This window comes from Paenibacillus sp. Paensp111, assembly GCF_059492195.1.
Genome location: NZ_CP168527.1, coordinates 2,493,593 through 2,509,826 on the forward strand (window position 1 = coordinate 2,493,593; position 16,234 = coordinate 2,509,826).

The window sequence follows — 16,234 nt, forward strand, 5'->3', positions numbered from 1 at the left end:
GGTTACGGAGTGTGACTACCAAAGAATTGCAGCGTATTTACCGGGTACGAGTTCCATTCTCCTGCCTGGCTAAAGGAAGACGAACCCGATCTAATTCCACTTTTACGTACAATTGTACCGCCATTGGGCATGAATTGGGTTGTTCCGTACGGATCACCCAGCACGTCAATGATCTGGCCGTTCTTTTTCAGAACATAACCGGTAGTGAAATTTGTGTTGGACTGGAATAGTCCCAATTCATCGTTGTAATACCACGCATTAATGATATCAAAAAAGTCATAAAAAATGGTATCAATAAAGATATATGGCATTCCTTTATAAAACTGAAGAAGAGGCTGGCTCCATACTTTTGGCGTATTGGTTGCTGGATTGTACTGATGAATTTCTAGTTCGTATCCGCCTGCAATCGGTTGAGAGGTGTCACCAACTGGGTTGAAGTACAATTCAATCGCTGTACGGGTCTTATCAATTGATAAATACTGTGAGAAATACAGATCTTCAGGACCTTGCACCTCAGCTGTAACATGAATGACAACAGCTGATCCATTCGCACCTACAATCCAGAACGATTGCGACGTATCTCCATTCCACGTCCAGATTGTCCCATTTAAGATACTTGGGCCTGTAAAGGTAGAGTCAGGAGTTCCTGTATACACCTTGAAGGATGTTTCATTTGGAAAATAGGCTGATAAATCATAAGTAACCGCATCTCGCACCGACTGTTTCGTACGAATCTCGACTTTACCATTGGTCACGAGCGGAGCATTTCGAACGGCTAAGTCATATGTCGCTGTCCCACCGTGACCATCGTCCGCTGTAAGGGTTACCTGCGTATTCCCCGCTGAAGAACCAGGAGCAAGAGTCAACATGTCTCCATTAATCCCGGCATTCACAGCATCAGCTGACTGAGAGACAGCTGTATAGGTTAAGTGATCCCCCTCCTTATCCTGGAACAATTGAGTCAGATCAAAGGTTCTCGGATTGGTAACGCCCACAGTTAACACTTGCTCAAACACGGAGCTTACCACTTCTGGCGCCTGATTTGCTCCGATTGGATTCGGACTAGGATTCGGGTCCGGATTCGGAACTGGACTCGGATCCGGATCCGGGGTTGGATCTGGAGCCGGAGTTGAAGGAGATGTGACTTCAACCTGGAAGCTTGTGTTCTCTTCATTTCCGGAACCGTCAAGGGCCTTTAGCTGGATCGTCGTTGATCCTGGATTCAAGGCGTGAATTTGTAACAGTGCCCCATTTATCTCAGCTGAAGCGATATTTACATCAGTAGATACAACTTGATAACTCAGTGTATCATGCTCAGGGTCGGCAAAAACGGATCCGAGGTCTAAGGAATAGTCTGTGTCTCCTATAATAAGCGACTGGTTCGCCGGAGCTTGTGTCACGGTCGGCTTTTGATTCTGTGCCACAGGTGCCGTTACAGTCAGCTGAAAGCTCTGGCTTAGGCTGCCACCTCGGCCATCAGAGGCCTTGACTGTAACATTTGTGTTCCCTGCCGCTGCTGGCGTGAGCACAAGCTTATCCCCTACAAGAGAGTACGCTGCAATGGTTGGATCGGCGATGGTTATATCATAGGATAATGGATCATGCTCTGAGTCTGTGAATAAAGAGCCCAGTAATAAGATGACATCCCCGCTTCCTAGCTCCTTGTTCTGATCCGGGATTCCTGCCGAGACCGGAGGCTCGTTAACCTTAACTTTGAATGTAGTTCCGGTTTTTTTGCCAGCCAGGTCATCAGCTGCCAGGGATATCGTTGCAGTTCCTTTTCCGACCGCTTTAATGATTAAATTTGTACCTTCCACCTTCACCGTACATACTGCAGAATTCAATGACACGGCTGTATACTTCAGAACCGTCTGCTCAGCATCCGTAAAATGACCGAGCAAATCAACCTGTGAATCCGCACTTCCTACAGTAACCTCTTGATCGCTATATTTTGTAGTCAATAAGGGGGCTGTATTAGCCATGGGTGTAGTCGTTGTTCCTGTAGCCGCCGCCGTACTACTAACAACCGCTGATGATGTTACGCCAGGCGCAAGAACGGTGTTCATGACATTCGTCGCAGAACTCACATTAACACTTGCAGATGGATTATTCACTTGTAAATTAGCGATGGTTCCTGTAAAGGCAAGGTTAACCGGTGCGGAATTGTTAACAACTAGTGATTCAACCGCCGCGTTGCCAGTCAGTTTAGACGGCTGGTTACTAGTGACCGTTAACTGTTTTACAGTTCCCTGCAATTCAACTTGCTGTGCCCCTGAGGCAAGAGTAACTTGCTGAAGTGTGGAGGACGTGTCATTTTCAATCGTCGCATCGCTGATGACGGTCATTTGCTGCACAGTAGAATCATTTTGCGTAATTACATGAACATTGGGCTTAGATACCTCTGCAGCTTGAAGCTGGGAGGAGTCAAATAACACGGTATGCTGGTCACCGCCCTGGATTCTCGAATCCCCATGAACCTTTAGCTTGTAGGCATAGAAGTCATGCCCCAGCTTCGGCGTAATCGTGAAGTCGTTAATTACCTCCAGATTCTTCACTGTTACAAAATCTCCTGCAATGGTAAGGTCTCCATCGATAGCTGCGCCTAGACCATCCAGCACGAGGTTACTACTGAACTCAGGAGCTGAGCTAGGCGGGGCTTGGCCACTTGATCGAATCTCAAGCTTGGTAATGGACCGAATCGTGTGCTGATCTGCGGTGAACTCAATGCCTGCGTCCTTTAGAACGTCACTGTTGTCTGAATTCAATACACCTTTAACGGAATCGGCAAGCTTGTATTCTATACCGTTAATCCGCACTTTCCCGTCTTCCACGCGCTGAAGATGGGCCAGATGGTCCTTGGGAATAAATGTTGAAAGCAGAATCCGGGCCATTTCTCCCCGCGTAACCTTGTTCCTGGGATCGAATTTCCCATTAGACGTACCCAAGGATCCCGAGTTCAAAGCAGTAGTTACGTACGGTTTAGCCCATACACTTACCTGCTCCCAGTCCGCTGTCTTCCGTAACTCGCTTGTGTCTGTTCCTGAGGATAGCTGAGACGCCCGAATGAGCAGAACAGCCATCTCTTCTCTTGTTACTTTGCCCTTGGGCCTGAATTTTCCGTCGCCGTCACCATTCATAAGCCCCGCTTGATGAACCGCTTCAATATAAGGGCTGGACCAGCTTGAGCTCTCTACATCGGTAAAATCACTCTTGACCTTCTTAGCGGGTAGATTTAGAACCTGGGTTAATACCATCGCCATTTCTTGACGAGTTAGAAGATCAAATGGACGGAATGCTCCATTAGGGTCGCCATGCAGAAAGCCTGCTTGAACAGCTTGCCTAATACCTGCTTTTTGTTCAGAAGTCATCTTGCCGATGTCTTGAAATGGAAGGCCTTCTCTTGAATTGTCAACAGTAATCCCGCTTGCTGCTACGGCCGAAGATGGAGAAGCTGCCGGGGCTGTGAGGACAATGAGTGCTAAGGCAATAAGCCACTTTCTTGGTGTTGGCCTCATATAATTCCCTCTATTCTTTATTCATAAAGTTATAGTGGATGCAATTACTAAGTTAACTAGCAAAAAGTAATCAGATCTCACATGTTTTATCGGTTTCCAGACTCAAAGTGTAAAGAGATTTTGATGAAAAATGTATATTTGTATCGAAAATAGTCGAATTATTTGCAGGCAACAAAAAAACAGCCTGATTCATATCAAGGCTGTTCATGTATGTAAGTCCATCTCAATAGACTTAAGCTATATATGGTGGAGTTCTATATTATCTGTTCTCCTCTTGTTCACGGATAATTTCCTGGAACAAGCGTTCCTCATCGTCAATAAAATCATGTGCCTGGTGGGCGGCCATCACACCATGGTAGCTGATGTCCAGTCCAATCTCTTCTTCTTCCTCGGTTGAACGTACAGGAATCCATTGGTTGATGAGTTTGAGTCCAAGCCAAGTTAAAGTGAAGCCCCAAGCACATAGCACCGCTAAGCCTAGAACCTGTACACCCAGCAGATGCCAGCCTCCGCCGGTTAATAGTCCACCCTCTTGGGCGAACAAGCCAGTAGCCAAGGTTCCCCACATTCCCGACACGGCGTGAACAGGGAACGCACCGACAGGATCATCAATCTTCCTGGCTTCAAGCCAGTTCGTGGCAGCCATCATAAGAAGGCCCGACACGGCTCCAATGAATATGGCAGCTCCATCACTTACAAAAGCACATCCAGCAGTGATCCCGACAAGTCCAGCAAGAGACCCGTTAATAACTGAAGACGCATCGGACCGGTTATACCGGATCAGCGTATATACTAACGTGATCGCACCGCCAGCTGCTGCCGACAGCATCGTGACCACAGCGATATGACCGATTCGCACATCAGACGCCGTCAAGGTGCTTCCGGCATTAAATCCGAACCAGCCGAACCACAGCAGGAAGGCCCCAACCGAGGCTAAAGGCAGATTGCTGGGAAGTGCAATGGTACTTGAGCCTTTGGCGGTGAATTTACCTTTGCGCGGCCCAATTACTATAGCGGCTGCTAAAGCAGAGAATCCCCCGAGCGCATGAATGACGGCCGAACCGGCAAAATCCCGCATCCCCAGAGCGCCAAGCCAGCCGTTCCCCCATACCCAATGACCTGCGATAGGATAGATCAATGCCGTCATAAGTACAATGTACAGCAGGTATACGCGGAAGTTAATCCGCTCAGCTACCGCTCCGGAGACGATCGAGATAACCGCAATGGCAAAGGCCGCTTGAAACAGCCAGTACGTATCTATAGAGATTGAGAACTTCAAGTGGGAAAGGTCACCATGCAGCAGGAATCCGCTGGTTCCGATAGCGCCCCACATATCTTTCCCATACATTAAGGCGAATCCGAGGACATAATAACACAACGTTCCGATCGTAATATCGGCAAAAACTTTCATAATGATATTTACATTATTCTTGTAACGGACAAACCCGGCTTCAACTAACGCGAACCCGCCTTCCATAAGGAGGATCATGGCTGCCGTAAGGACCACCCACACGGTATCCAGGCCGGAGTGCAAAGTCTCAACGTTCATCATTCTGATCCTCTCTTTCCTGCTGGGTAAGCTGATTAATGAGATGATTAGACAGAATAATTTCGTCGGAGTGAGGATCTTCCTCTATTCGTTTTACTACCCGTTCCAATTCTCTAATCTCTCGCTTTATCACTTCAATCTTCTTGAAAGGTTCCTTCACATACACCATGTATTCCACTGCAGTATGATGACTCGGTGGCCGTCCGGTAAAAAGCTTGCGAATCGGAGACAGCGACTGGTACATCGCTTCTTCCTTTCTCCTTTTTTGCTCATACTGCGCAATTTTATTCTTGATGTAATCAATATCCGCTTGTTTTTTCTGGACCAGTGATTGTATGATAAGAATGAATTCATCCGCATCAATTTGAAATGCAGTACGCTGGTATAATTCATCTATGACATCCATGTCAGGTCTCCTCACACGTTAAGTTACTTACCTGATTGTATTTTCATTTTTCTATTATGTCAACATTTATTACATAGGTTTTTTGGCCCAATTACCAGAAGAGGCTGCTCATCTCCTTATTCACAAGGAGTGAGCAGCCTCTTCTATCTAATCTTTGCCCAAATGACCTAGGTCATTCACTTACACGGTCACGATGTTCATTCGGGATGCAATGACGCGATTTCGTCCAGATCGCTTGGCTGTATATAAATTATGATCTGCTGCGCTAAGAAGGTCTTCAACTTTCGTGCAGCCTCCCGCCGAGGTGCATACACCAATACTTGTAGTAACCTTCAGATGCCCGGCAATTTCATCCCATTGGGCTGAGCTGATCGCCACACGCAGTTCCTCAGCCAGCTTCGCTCCTTCTTCCTCATCTAGCCCTGAGGCCAGGATGACGAATTCTTCGCCTCCGAAGCGGGCAGCTACCGCCGCTGCTTGTTTGGCTGTATTTCTCAGGATTCCAGCTGCTTTAATCAGAACCAGATCCCCGATTTGATGGGAATAGGTGTCGTTAATACTCTTAAAGTGATCAAGATCAATGAGCATGGCGGTTACAGATTCCCCATTCATCAAGGCTTTCTGGATAAATCCTTCTAGGTGCTCATCAAGGTACCTGCGATTGTGCAGCCCGGTCAGGGCATCCCGGAAGGCCATCTCCCGAAAATGCTCGCTGGCCCGTCTGGCTTCCTTGGTATCGAAGACGGTCTGAAGAATATTGGCCCTTGTCCTGCTCTCATGCGAACGGAGATTCTCCGTTTCGTCATGGAAAGCAACGTGCTCCTCATACGCCTCCCGGTATCTCCCCGAGGCTGCATAGATCCGGGCTTGCTCCAGTCTTACTCGGACTTTCTGCCCTTCAAAGCCATGCTTCTCACACACTTCTCTCGCCTGATCTACGACGGTCTGTGCCTGTTCAAGCTTGCCTTGCAGCCGCATAGCCTCGGCGGCCGTGAGCAGGCACTCGGGAAAGCCTGCCATCTCACTAATTAAGCTGCCTGTTTGATCCTCAAGCACAGTCTGCAGCGTTAACTCTGCTGCCTCGGGCTTCCCGAGCATGAGCTCAATACGGGCGATCGTATCCAGCTTCAATCCGTCCAGCGGAACCCCGTGCTTCTCGGCAAGCTGTCTAAGCTGATTCACAAGGGCCCATGCTTCTTTTACATCTCCCGTCTCGCCGCAAGTGTACGCTCTATTGTTAAGGGCTACTAGACTTAAGTGAATGTCCTGAATATTCTCGGCAATATCCATGACTTCCTTATACTTCGTTAGTGACGCGGCAGAATGCCCGGTCTCATCAAGCATCATCGCATGGGCAAGAATATGGTCTGCCCGTATTCGCTGCGGAGCAGATTCCTCCGTATGCTCAACGGCTCGGATGGAATGCTCGAACGCACTTGCCGTCTCCCCGATCCGCCTGAAGAAGCCCATCAGCAAGCGGTGACTTCTTGCCAAAATATAAGCGTGCTGCTGCTCAGTGGCCCATGCTTTGACATCGAGCAGAATTGTCCCCCCCTCAGCAACATATCCTTGTCGCCCGAGCACATCAGCTTTCACAAGCAAGGCCCGCTGCTTCAAGCCTTCTATTCCTAATTCTGAGGCTAAGTCGAGTGCATGCCGTGAGGGACCCACTGCGGATTCGACATCCTGAAAAGGCATAACCTCCAGCCTATCCAGCGCAAGCTCCAGCCACTGTGCTGTGTAATCCCCTGAAGGTCCTAGACTCAGAGTCATCCCCCAGTAATCCGTCATTTGCGATAAACACTGCGGACAAATACCTGCCGGTCCCTCATCAAGCGCTCTGATCACCCTCGTATGGCACTGGTAACAAAGCTGATTATAGGAAGTTACCGGATTTTCGAGCTGAATCAGATGTGTTTCCATATGTCCTTCTCCCCCAAAGAATCTCTGGCTCTATAGTGTCTAATTTGTTCCATCAATGCGCTAATTGGATAAAATATCAATACTAAATAGAATAACACGAATGTTCTGTTTCTACGATGTTATATTTAATAAAATTTGGAAACCTGGTCAATCAAGAGTATCTATAAGTAGGCAAATAACTAAATGTTAGTGTATACTTATATTCACGCATCCCTGTAACGGGATGGACTTAAGTAAGGCTGGGAGGTGATATCATGGAACAAGAAATGCTTCGTTATACTTATGCCTACCAAGTCATTTCTACGGGTAAAGAAGAACAGATCAGCGTTCTGGCAGGTAGCAAAGAGAAAGCCCTTCAGCTGGCTTTGGAGACGGCATATGACTATGAATTTACTTCAGAGGACGACATTAAAATGGGTGATCTTCTAAGTATTAGCAAAGCCGTGGGTGACAATTATATCGAGTGTGCAGGTTGTGCCTCATAATAAATAAGGAGATAGCTAAAAAGGCGCCACAGGGCTATAACCCTTGTGGCGCCATTCTCCATTAATGGTCCATTGCGACTCCTGCAACATGTGGTATAAGAGAAACTAGCGGGTTTGTATCCATTTGGTTATGTCGTCGATAACATATTCGGGAACATTGCCCGGCTTGAAATACTCCGCTGGTGTACTGAGTCCGCCTTCCCCCTCGGAATAAAAGTGGTTCAGCTTCGGATATAGTTTGTATACCACATCGGAACGATTCTTAAGTGCATTCTTCCAGATATCCAGCTGCTTAGCAGGAACCTGATAATCCCGTTCTCCCTGAAGAACAAGCATACGCCCGCTCAGGGTCTTCGCCAATTCCGCAGGTTCATATCCCCGCAGATCAACCCACCACTTCGGAAGAATGAAATCTTTTGGCGGCTGTGCTGGATCGAAGTCTTTGTTATTTAGCAAAGCGAACTGGGTCTTAAAGAGATCCAGGGTTGTCTGAGGCATTTGGTGCAGACCTGCCAAGTAGGTGAATTGTTCAATCAACAGATCGAAAAAGTTACCGCCGGGACCAGACATGATGACTGAACCTGCAATTTGGTGACGTGTATCCGCCTGAAGAAGTCTTGGCATCATAAACCCACCCTGACTATGCCCTAGTATGTAAATAGACCCCGAATCAATTCCCTCCGTCCTGGACATCAGATCCACGGCTGCCAAAGCATCATCCATTGCTTCCTCTTTGATCGTTGCCGAGAGATTGGCTGCGTACTGATGCGGGTATTCACGGGTTCTTTTCTCATAACGAAGAACTGCAATTCCCTTTGAAGCTAGGCCTACGGCAAGATCCCGGAATGGCTTCAGCGCGCCCAGTGATTCATCCCGGTCATTCGGACCTGATCCCTGCACAAGAATCAGAACTGGGAACGGACCTTTGCTTGATCCTGCGGGAAGAGTCAGTGTACCCGGAAGAGCCCATGTCCCCTGGCCAATAACTACTTCTTTCTCCGTATAAGTCTCAGGCTTATCATACCCAGGTCTGATGTAAGGAGCTTCTGCTCCGGTTGTATTAAAGAAGATATCATCAATCTCCCCTTCTGACTTGAACCGAATCGTTACAGGCATGGAAGTTCGTTCAAATGAAACATTCAATGTCACATTCCGATGAACAGAATTAGAGTCAGTTGCTGCGCTTTCGATTCCTTTGTAGGCTCCAAGCTGCCCTGTCAGAGCAGTGATCTCTTTGCTGAGTACGTCAGCAGAAAGTGCGGATTTCAGATTGTCACTAAGCGCAAGAGTCGGAAGTGCAGATGGATTATTAAACACCTGCTGTGTAAATATGATCGCTTTATCGGTTACATCCTGTTTGTCAATAATGACCCCGTTCTGCGGGTCCCATCTCGCTGTTGTACCCAGAGCCTCCTGCAAAAATTGAAGTGATACATATGTAGTTCCCTGCTCTGTAACTGGGGGAGTAATACTTTGAACTTTACCGTCGACAACTGCCTCTTTCTTCCCAATGGAGACCGAATAGGTGTGGCCAAGCCGGTAAATAGTCGCTTTCCGGGCCCCCGCGTCCCATTTTACCTTTCCCCCCAGTTTCTCAGCATAGACACGAAGAGGTACCAAGTTCTTGGGATTCGTCCCCGTCTCTGCAAAAACAGCACCTGCGGTTACACTCAGCGAGAGAACTAAAGTTACCAATCCCGCTCTCGTTAATAGATTTCCCTTCATCATAATCCACCCTTCATGGAATTTTTGCTCATTCGTGATTCACAGAACAAATCTTATTATGGTAGCCTTTCAACCTCCTTTCGCTATTCTTAATTTTACCTGAAAAATACATTTGGATAAAAGAGGAAATTAATAATAGTATTTAACTTTCACAAAACGGGTAAAGAGAGAAATATCCTTTCTAGAGGGAGGAACGAATTATGAGAAATGATAGTCATCGTCAAAGAACCGATACGTCTAAGTCTGAATTAGATGCGGATGAGCTGCTCCTTCGTGAGCTCGAACATTTTCCCGATGGAACGCCGGATACTCACGATATACATCGACTTGCCAAAATGGTGAACGAATACCAAGGTAATATCAAATCTAGTCTATATGAACAGCATGAGAGGAAGGCCGGTACTGGAGCCCGGTTCGCAGACAAAGTGGCCCTATTCGGAGGCAGCTGGAAATTCATATTCTCTCTTGCAGCTATCCTGAGCTCTTGGCTGATCTGGAATCACAGCCGATCCTCATTGTTCATCCTAAGCTTCGTTCTTTCTATATTCACGGTGTTTCAAGCTACTTTGATCCAGATGAGTCAGAATCGGCAAGCGGTGAAAGACAAACAGGAACAGATTATGGATATTGCAATCAATTATAAAGCTGAGAAGGAAAATGTAGAGATTCAAAATCATCTTCACCAGATGGAAGAGAGACTTAAATATATGGAAATCGCCTCATTGAATAAACGCAGGCACATTAGAAGAAATCAATCATGATGAATCGATTGAATTACAGACCAAAAAGCCATTTCAGTAGAAACAACCTGAAATGGCTTCTGTAAAACTTACTTATTCGGTTACCAGCTTCAGGGGTGCTGGGATTGATTTCTCTACCTTCTTGCCCTGAAGTACATCCTTGGCTGCCTTGACTGCCAATTGGCCGATCAGTTCCGGCTGCTGTGCTATAGTGGCTGTCAGCTTGCCTGCCTTGATCGAATCCAGCGCATCCTTGTTCCCGTCAAATCCGATGACAGGAATGTTCTTGCCTGAGCTTTGGATGGCTTCGATTGCTCCAAGTGCCATCTCGTCGTTATGGGCGAAGACAGCCTGTACATCTGGGTTGCCTTGAAGAAGATTCTCCATGACGTTGAGTCCTTTGGTCCGGTCGAAATCGGCTGCCTGCTTGGCAATGACTTTCAGCTGCTGATCCGCAATTTCATGGAACCCTTTCCCCCGCTCACGAGTGGCCGAGGCACCTGGAACACCCTCAAGCTCAATCACTTTGGCGTTCTTGCCCAGCTGGTCCACAATATACTGTGCGGCCATTTTGCCGCCTTTGATATTATCCGAAGCAACCAGTGCTTTGATGTCGCCTTTATCAGCGGAACGGTCGAGTGTAATGACCGGAATGCCCAAATTATTAGCGGATTGAACCACTGTACTAATCGAAGCCGAGTCCGTTGGATTTATCAAAAGCGCGTTAACTCCCTGTTGAATCAGGTCATCCACATCATTGCTCTGCTTGGCCGAGTCGTTCTGTGCATCCACGACAATGACTTTGATACCCTGCTTGGCCGCTTCACTTACGACCCCATCTTTGAGTGAGACAAAGAAAGGATTGTTCAAGGTGGATATGGACAGCCCGATCTTGGCATTCTTCAGGTCACTCGCGGCCTTGGGCTTGGCCCAGCCGGGAGGCTCCAGTGAACATCCTGTCATTAGAACAAGGAGTATGGATACAAGTACTAACGTAACTTTTTTCATAATAGTCGTCTCCTCTTAAGCAGATTTCTTGCGGTCTATGAGTACAGCGATGACGATAACGATCCCCTTAACGACCATTTGATAAAAGGAAGATACGCCGAGCAAATTCAGGCCGTTATTCAAGGTTCCGATAATGAGCGCACCGATCAAAGTTCCTACAATTCGTCCGCGCCCGCCCGATAAGCTGGTTCCGCCAAGAACAACGGCGGCAATGGCATCAAGCTCATAAGAAGTACCCGCTGTAGGCTGGGCTGAGTTCAGACGCGAAGTAAGAATTGCCCCTGCAAGAGCTGAGAGCAGTCCTGCCAGCGAATAGATCATGATCTTGACTTTGTCTACTTTAATACCTGATACAATGGAAGCCTTCTCGTTACCACCGATAGCGTAAGTTTTGCGGCCGAATGGCGTTTTGTGCAGAACAGCCCAGAGCACAGCGAAGGTAATGATCATGGTAATGGCAGGTACCGGAATTCCGAATTGATACCCTCGTCCGAACAATTGGAACACTAGGCTGTTCCCAAGCCCGGTAATTGGATTTCCGTCCGTATACACCAGTGTAAGTCCTCTAAATACAGTCATAGTTGCCAATGTAGCGATAAATGGTGCCATTTTACCTTTGGTGATCATAAGGCCGTTCACCGCACCCATCACACCCCCAGCCAGACATCCGATAATAATGGCTAGAATCGGGTCAAACCCGGAGACCATCAAATTGGCTACAAATGCACTCGATAATGCTAATATCGAACCGACAGACAAATCAATTCCGCCAGTAAGAATAACAAAGGTCATTCCGAATGCGATCAGTGCATTAATCGATACCTGACGAAGCAGATTCAGGATATTCAGCGGCTCAAGGAAGCTTGGATTCAAGACGGAGACGATAATGATCAGGATAATCAGCCCAAGAAGCGGTCCGAGCTTCTGAGTCAATTGGGATACGTCAAACTTTTTGGTCGTTTTGGCTTCATTTATGGTGTTCATGTTATTGTCCTCCCGTTGCTAATGTCATGATTTTCTCCTGGGTAGCCTCATCACGGGTTAGTTCCCCGCCTAAATGACCTTCATGAATCACAATAATCCGGTCGCTCATGCCCAGCACTTCAGGAAGCTCTGAGGAGACCATAATAATGGCAACCCCTCTGTCGGTCAGCTCATTCATTAACTGGTAGATCTCACGTTTGGCCCCTACATCCACTCCGCGAGTGGGTTCATCCAGAATAAGCAGGCTCGGGCCGATCCCCATCCATTTCGCGATAACAACCTTTTGCTGATTCCCCCCGGACAGATTCCGTGCAGCCGTCTCGCCCGACTGGGTCTTGATCTGAAGACGCTTGATCAGCATGTCTACGAAATCCTGCTCCTTGCTGCCAGAAATAAATCCCTTGGTGGTGAAGCTTGACAGGCTTGGAAGAGCCATATTCTCACGAATCGAGAAATCCAGCACCAGCCCTTCATCCTTGCGGTCTTCTGTAATAAATCCGATGCCATGCTTAACCGCATCCTCAGGTCTGCGAATGCTCACTCTCTTACCCCGGACCCACACTTCCCCTTGATCCAAGGAGTCTAGCCCGAATATCGCTCTCATAATCTCGGTTCTTCCCGAACCCATCAGTCCCGAGAATCCTACGATTTCACCGGCTCTTACCTGAAAGCTGATGTTCTCGAATTGATTCTTCCTGGAAGCTTGTTTGACCTCAAGCACCACGTCTCCAAGCTTGGCCTGTCTCGCCGGGTAACGTTCTGTCAGCTCTCTACCCACCATCTTCTTGACCACTTCATCAAAGTGGGTATGTGGAATATCCTTGGTATCTACGGTCTTACCATCCCGCATGATCGTGATCCGGTCACAGATCGCGAAGATTTCCTCCATCCGGTGTGAAATGTAGACAATCGACACCCCATCTTGCTTGAGCGCTTCTATTACCTCGAATAGCTTCTGAATTTCACGCTCGGTCAGTGCCGCGGTAGGCTCATCCATGACGATAACTTTGGCATGGGTCATTAAGGCCTTGCTAATCTCAATCATTTGCTGCTGTCCGACGGATAATTCGCCCGCTTCCCGGTGGAGAGGAATGTCGACGGATAATTTGCGGAATTGCTCTGTTGCGAGCGTTTTCATTTGTCTTGTATTTAAAAATCCTGATCTAGAAGTGACTTCCTTACCAATGAACAAGTTATCAAGGACGGTCATATCCGGCCAGACATTCAGCTCCTGATGAATAAAGGCAATACCGTACTCCTCAGCTTCCTTGGGAGAAGAGAAATACTTCTCCTTACCATCTATAACGATCGTCCCTTCATCCCTCTGGTGAAGACCTATGAGTATGTTCATCAGAGTGGACTTCCCGGCTCCGTTCTCCCCCATTAACGCGTGAACTTCCCCTTCTCTAAGCTCGAAATCCACGCCAGAGAGCACCCGGTTGGTACCGAAGGATTTATGAATATTGGTCATTTGAATCTGCATAATGGACTTCCTCCTTAACCGAAATGGACACCCGCCTGTAAAATGCAGTTGGCATAAGGTGTAGCTTCACCCGTCCGAATAACCACTTTGGCGTATCGGGTCAATTCCTTGAATTTCTCATGGGAACACCAATCAATTTGGCTGCCTGAGAATTTATTCTCCAGATAGTTCGCCTGTGATGGATTGTCAGTCCGAATTTCTTCTGCAAGGATAACTTTCTCAATGACCATATCGTCTGCAATCAGGTCAACGACCTGTTGAAAAGCCGGTGTTCCATAGGTTAGAGCCAGATCAATCTTGGGTACGCCGCTTGGGATTGGAAGACCGATATCCGCAACGACAATGTAATCCGTATGCCCGAGATCCGTCAGTATTTTGGAAATGTGACTGTTCAAGATGCCTTGCTTCTTCATGTTTAAAGACTCCCCTCTACTTCTTCACGCGTTGGCATACCGCCCTGGGCCCCAAATTTAGTCACCGATAAGGAGGCTGCACGGTTAGCGAACCTCACACTCTCGAAGATAGGCTTGCCTTCAGCTAAAGCTACGGCAAAGGCCGCATTAAAAGTATCGCCAGCTCCCGTCGTATCTACCGCTTCAACCTTATAAGCAGGAACAAGCACTTCTTGCTGCCCATCATAGTACCTAACTCCCTGGGCACCTTCAGTAATGAACAATTTGTTAGGATATTTCCGAAGGGCTTCCGCCTTACTCAATCCATCAAATAACAAAGCTGCCTCATGCTCGTTCGGTGTTAGATAAGCTGCATTCTCAATTACAGAAGGATCTACAGCCCGGGCAGGCGCCGGATTGAGCAGAAGCGGAATGTTCATCTCCGCACAGAGCTGACTGACAAGAACTACGGTCTCCTCAGGAATTTCCTGCTGAATCATGATCATATCCATCTCCCCAATCACATCCAGCTTTTGCTTGATATATTCGGGAGTTACGAGATCATTAGCCCCTTTGACAACGACTATACTGTTATCCCCTTCAGCCAGTACAATATGGGCCGTTCCACTTTCACGATGTGTAACCGGTTCCACATGGCTGACAGAAATACCATTTGATTTGAAATTGTTCAAAATAATCTCGCCAAAGTTATCTTCTCCAACCCGGCCGATCATAACTGTCTCAGCACCAAGCCGTGCGGCAGCAACGGCCTGATTGGCCCCTTTTCCCCCGGGAACCATCTTGAAGCTTTCACCGAGAACGGTCTCCCCCGCTGCCGGACGTCGGCTGGAAGTCACGACCAAGTCTACTGCACAGCTGCCTATTACACCGATCTTAACCATATTAATCCACCTTTCTTGTCGTATCCCGCTCGGCAAAGCTTACGGGCATTTGTATATTATATTGAGGGGCGTACCCCTGCTCCATAAGTTCTATTAGCAGACCTGCTGCTTCCCGGCCCATCTCGTAAGCAGGCTGATGTATAGTAGATAAGGACGGATATACCAGGCTGCTAAGAGGAATATCATCAAATCCTATAATCTGTAACTGATCCGGTACCTGCTTACCCAGTCGAAGCGCTTCATGAAGAACGGCCACCGCAGCGATATCGTTACTTGCAATAACCCCATCCGTATCCGGGTATTTCTCAAATAATTCCCTGGCGCTTGCCCCCGCTTGCTCATAGGAGAAGGAGGACGTCTGAACGACCTGATAGGGCGTTCCGGATTGCTCTAGAATCTCAATTGCTCCCTGATAACGGTCTTGAGCCGGCCGAACATGTGCGGGTCCTTGTTGAATCGTAACGTTCCGGCTTCCGCGTGCAAGTATTTCCTGAGCCGCTATTCGTCCGCCTTCACGACCATCCGCATAGACTGATGGCATATCATTAGAAGTTCTATCTAGAAAGACTACCGGGATCTTCAGCTTCATATAAGTATCCGCGTTCGGGTCGTTCGTCGAAGATATCACGCCGACCACATTGTTCTGGACAAAAGTCTGAATGTAATCCCGTTCTTTATGTTCATCCTCATCGCTATTGCCGAATATCAACCGGTAGCTGCTTTCCTGCATCCGATCCTCAACCCCGCGAGCAAGCTCCGGGAAGTACGGGTTCGTGATGTCAGGCAGAAGAAGGCCGATTAATTTCGATTTCCGTTTAAACAAAGAACGTGCCACTTCATTGGGCGAATAATTTAATTGTCTGATCGCTTCGTCAACTTTCTGACGAGTATCCTCATGAACATAACCCGTATCGTTAATGACTCTTGAAACCGTAGCCACCGATACACCTGCGTGGTTCGCGACATCTTTAATTGTTGCCATTGTCTTATCACCTCTTAATGTGTAACCGGTTACCTATTCAAAATAACACACTGATTCCACTTTGACAAGCCATTTTTGTCAACGCTTTCACTGGGTATTGTTTCCAAACCCATGTTTAACCAGCTTGGATTAGTATCTTT

At 47.6% G+C, this 16,234-nt stretch carries 13 protein-coding genes; 2 read left to right on the forward strand and 11 right to left on the reverse strand.

The window, feature by feature from the left end; all coding sequences use genetic code 11:
• Positions 1 to 2: 2 nt before the first annotated feature.
• The 4 genes from ACEN86_RS11650 to ACEN86_RS11665 all read right to left on the reverse strand — a co-directional run bounded on the left by ACEN86_RS11650 (position 3) and on the right by ACEN86_RS11665 (position 7,393).
• Positions 3 to 3,515: an S-layer homology domain-containing protein gene (locus tag ACEN86_RS11650; RefSeq protein WP_495630813.1), complete on the reverse strand. Its 3,513-nt coding sequence runs from the start codon at positions 3,513 to 3,515 to the stop codon at positions 3 to 5.
• A 259-nt stretch (positions 3,516 to 3,774) separates the two neighbouring features.
• Entirely contained in the window at positions 3,775 to 5,064 is a 1,290-nt protein-coding gene (locus ACEN86_RS11655; RefSeq protein WP_495634281.1) for an ammonium transporter, read from the reverse strand.
• Positions 5,054 to 5,470: a hypothetical protein gene (locus ACEN86_RS11660; RefSeq protein WP_495630814.1), complete on the reverse strand. Its 417-nt coding sequence runs from the start codon at positions 5,468 to 5,470 to the stop codon at positions 5,054 to 5,056. The genes ACEN86_RS11655 and ACEN86_RS11660 overlap by 11 nt, the downstream gene beginning before the upstream one ends.
• A gap of 180 nt (positions 5,471 to 5,650) precedes the next feature.
• Positions 5,651 to 7,393 (reverse strand): tetratricopeptide repeat-containing diguanylate cyclase, encoded by a 1,743-nt coding sequence (locus ACEN86_RS11665; protein WP_495630815.1) that lies wholly within the window; start codon positions 7,391 to 7,393, stop codon positions 5,651 to 5,653.
• Positions 7,394 to 7,647: 254 nt separating this feature from the next.
• Here ACEN86_RS11665 and ACEN86_RS11670 point away from each other — a divergent pair, with 254 nt between their 5' ends.
• The gene (locus ACEN86_RS11670; RefSeq protein WP_495630816.1) at positions 7,648 to 7,878 is read left to right on the forward strand and encodes a hypothetical protein; all 231 of its coding nucleotides are present in this window, start codon (positions 7,648 to 7,650) and stop codon (positions 7,876 to 7,878) included.
• Between the two features lie 105 nt (positions 7,879 to 7,983).
• Here ACEN86_RS11670 and ACEN86_RS11675 read toward each other — a convergent pair whose 3' ends face one another.
• On the reverse strand, positions 7,984 to 9,606 hold the full coding sequence (locus ACEN86_RS11675) for a stalk domain-containing protein (protein WP_495630817.1): 1,623 nt from the start codon (positions 9,604 to 9,606) through the stop codon (positions 7,984 to 7,986).
• 197 nt (positions 9,607 to 9,803) lie between these two features.
• Between ACEN86_RS11675 and ACEN86_RS11680 the strand changes: the two genes are divergently transcribed.
• A complete protein-coding gene (locus tag ACEN86_RS11680; protein WP_495630818.1) occupies positions 9,804 to 10,364 on the forward strand; it encodes a DUF1003 domain-containing protein in 561 nt (186 codons plus the stop codon).
• A 72-nt stretch (positions 10,365 to 10,436) separates the two neighbouring features.
• Here the strand turns inward: ACEN86_RS11680 and rbsB are convergent, their stop codons facing one another.
• From rbsB to ACEN86_RS11710, 6 genes are read right to left on the reverse strand one after another with little or no spacing between them, the layout of a single operon-like run.
• Entirely contained in the window at positions 10,437 to 11,351 is a 915-nt protein-coding gene (gene rbsB, locus ACEN86_RS11685; protein WP_495630819.1) for a ribose ABC transporter substrate-binding protein RbsB, read from the reverse strand.
• Positions 11,352 to 11,366: 15 nt separating this feature from the next.
• Positions 11,367 to 12,335, reverse strand: coding sequence for a ribose ABC transporter permease RbsC (gene rbsC / locus ACEN86_RS11690; RefSeq protein WP_495630820.1), 969 nt, complete (start codon positions 12,333 to 12,335; stop codon positions 11,367 to 11,369).
• A 1-nt stretch (position 12,336) separates the two neighbouring features.
• Positions 12,337 to 13,818 (reverse strand): sugar ABC transporter ATP-binding protein, encoded by a 1,482-nt coding sequence (locus tag ACEN86_RS11695; protein ID WP_495630821.1) that lies wholly within the window; start codon positions 13,816 to 13,818, stop codon positions 12,337 to 12,339.
• Between the two features lie 14 nt (positions 13,819 to 13,832).
• Positions 13,833 to 14,231 carry a D-ribose pyranase gene (gene rbsD / locus ACEN86_RS11700; RefSeq protein ID WP_495630822.1) on the reverse strand — a complete coding sequence of 133 codons (399 nt, stop codon included), beginning with the start codon at positions 14,229 to 14,231 and terminating at the stop codon, positions 13,833 to 13,835.
• A 2-nt stretch (positions 14,232 to 14,233) separates the two neighbouring features.
• A complete protein-coding gene (rbsK, locus tag ACEN86_RS11705) occupies positions 14,234 to 15,112 on the reverse strand; it encodes a ribokinase (RefSeq protein WP_495630823.1) in 879 nt (292 codons plus the stop codon).
• Between the two features lies 1 nt (position 15,113).
• Positions 15,114 to 16,094, reverse strand: a complete 981-nt coding sequence (locus ACEN86_RS11710) for a LacI family DNA-binding transcriptional regulator (protein WP_495630824.1) — start codon at positions 16,092 to 16,094, stop codon at positions 15,114 to 15,116.
• Positions 16,095 to 16,234: the final 140 nt, after the last annotated feature.

Coding starts and splice junctions, on each gene's coding strand:
- ACEN86_RS11650 (WP_495630813.1), bottom strand. CDS start 3,515: ATGAGGCCAACACCAAGAAAGTGGCTTATTGCCTTAGCACTCATTGTC.
- ACEN86_RS11655 (WP_495634281.1), bottom strand. CDS start 5,064: ATGAACGTTGAGACTTTGCACTCCGGCCTGGATACCGTGTGGGTGGTC.
- ACEN86_RS11660 (WP_495630814.1), bottom strand. CDS start 5,470: ATGGATGTCATAGATGAATTATACCAGCGTACTGCATTTCAAATTGAT.
- ACEN86_RS11665 (WP_495630815.1), bottom strand. CDS start 7,393: ATGGAAACACATCTGATTCAGCTCGAAAATCCGGTAACTTCCTATAAT.
- ACEN86_RS11670 (WP_495630816.1), top strand. CDS start 7,648: ATGGAACAAGAAATGCTTCGTTATACTTATGCCTACCAAGTCATTTCT.
- ACEN86_RS11675 (WP_495630817.1), bottom strand. CDS start 9,606: ATGATGAAGGGAAATCTATTAACGAGAGCGGGATTGGTAACTTTAGTT.
- ACEN86_RS11680 (WP_495630818.1), top strand. CDS start 9,804: ATGAGAAATGATAGTCATCGTCAAAGAACCGATACGTCTAAGTCTGAA.
- rbsB (WP_495630819.1), bottom strand. CDS start 11,351: ATGAAAAAAGTTACGTTAGTACTTGTATCCATACTCCTTGTTCTAATG.
- rbsC (WP_495630820.1), bottom strand. CDS start 12,335: ATGAACACCATAAATGAAGCCAAAACGACCAAAAAGTTTGACGTATCC.
- ACEN86_RS11695 (WP_495630821.1), bottom strand. CDS start 13,818: ATGCAGATTCAAATGACCAATATTCATAAATCCTTCGGTACCAACCGG.
- rbsD (WP_495630822.1), bottom strand. CDS start 14,231: ATGAAGAAGCAAGGCATCTTGAACAGTCACATTTCCAAAATACTGACG.
- rbsK (WP_495630823.1), bottom strand. CDS start 15,112: ATGGTTAAGATCGGTGTAATAGGCAGCTGTGCAGTAGACTTGGTCGTG.
- ACEN86_RS11710 (WP_495630824.1), bottom strand. CDS start 16,094: ATGGCAACAATTAAAGATGTCGCGAACCACGCAGGTGTATCGGTGGCT.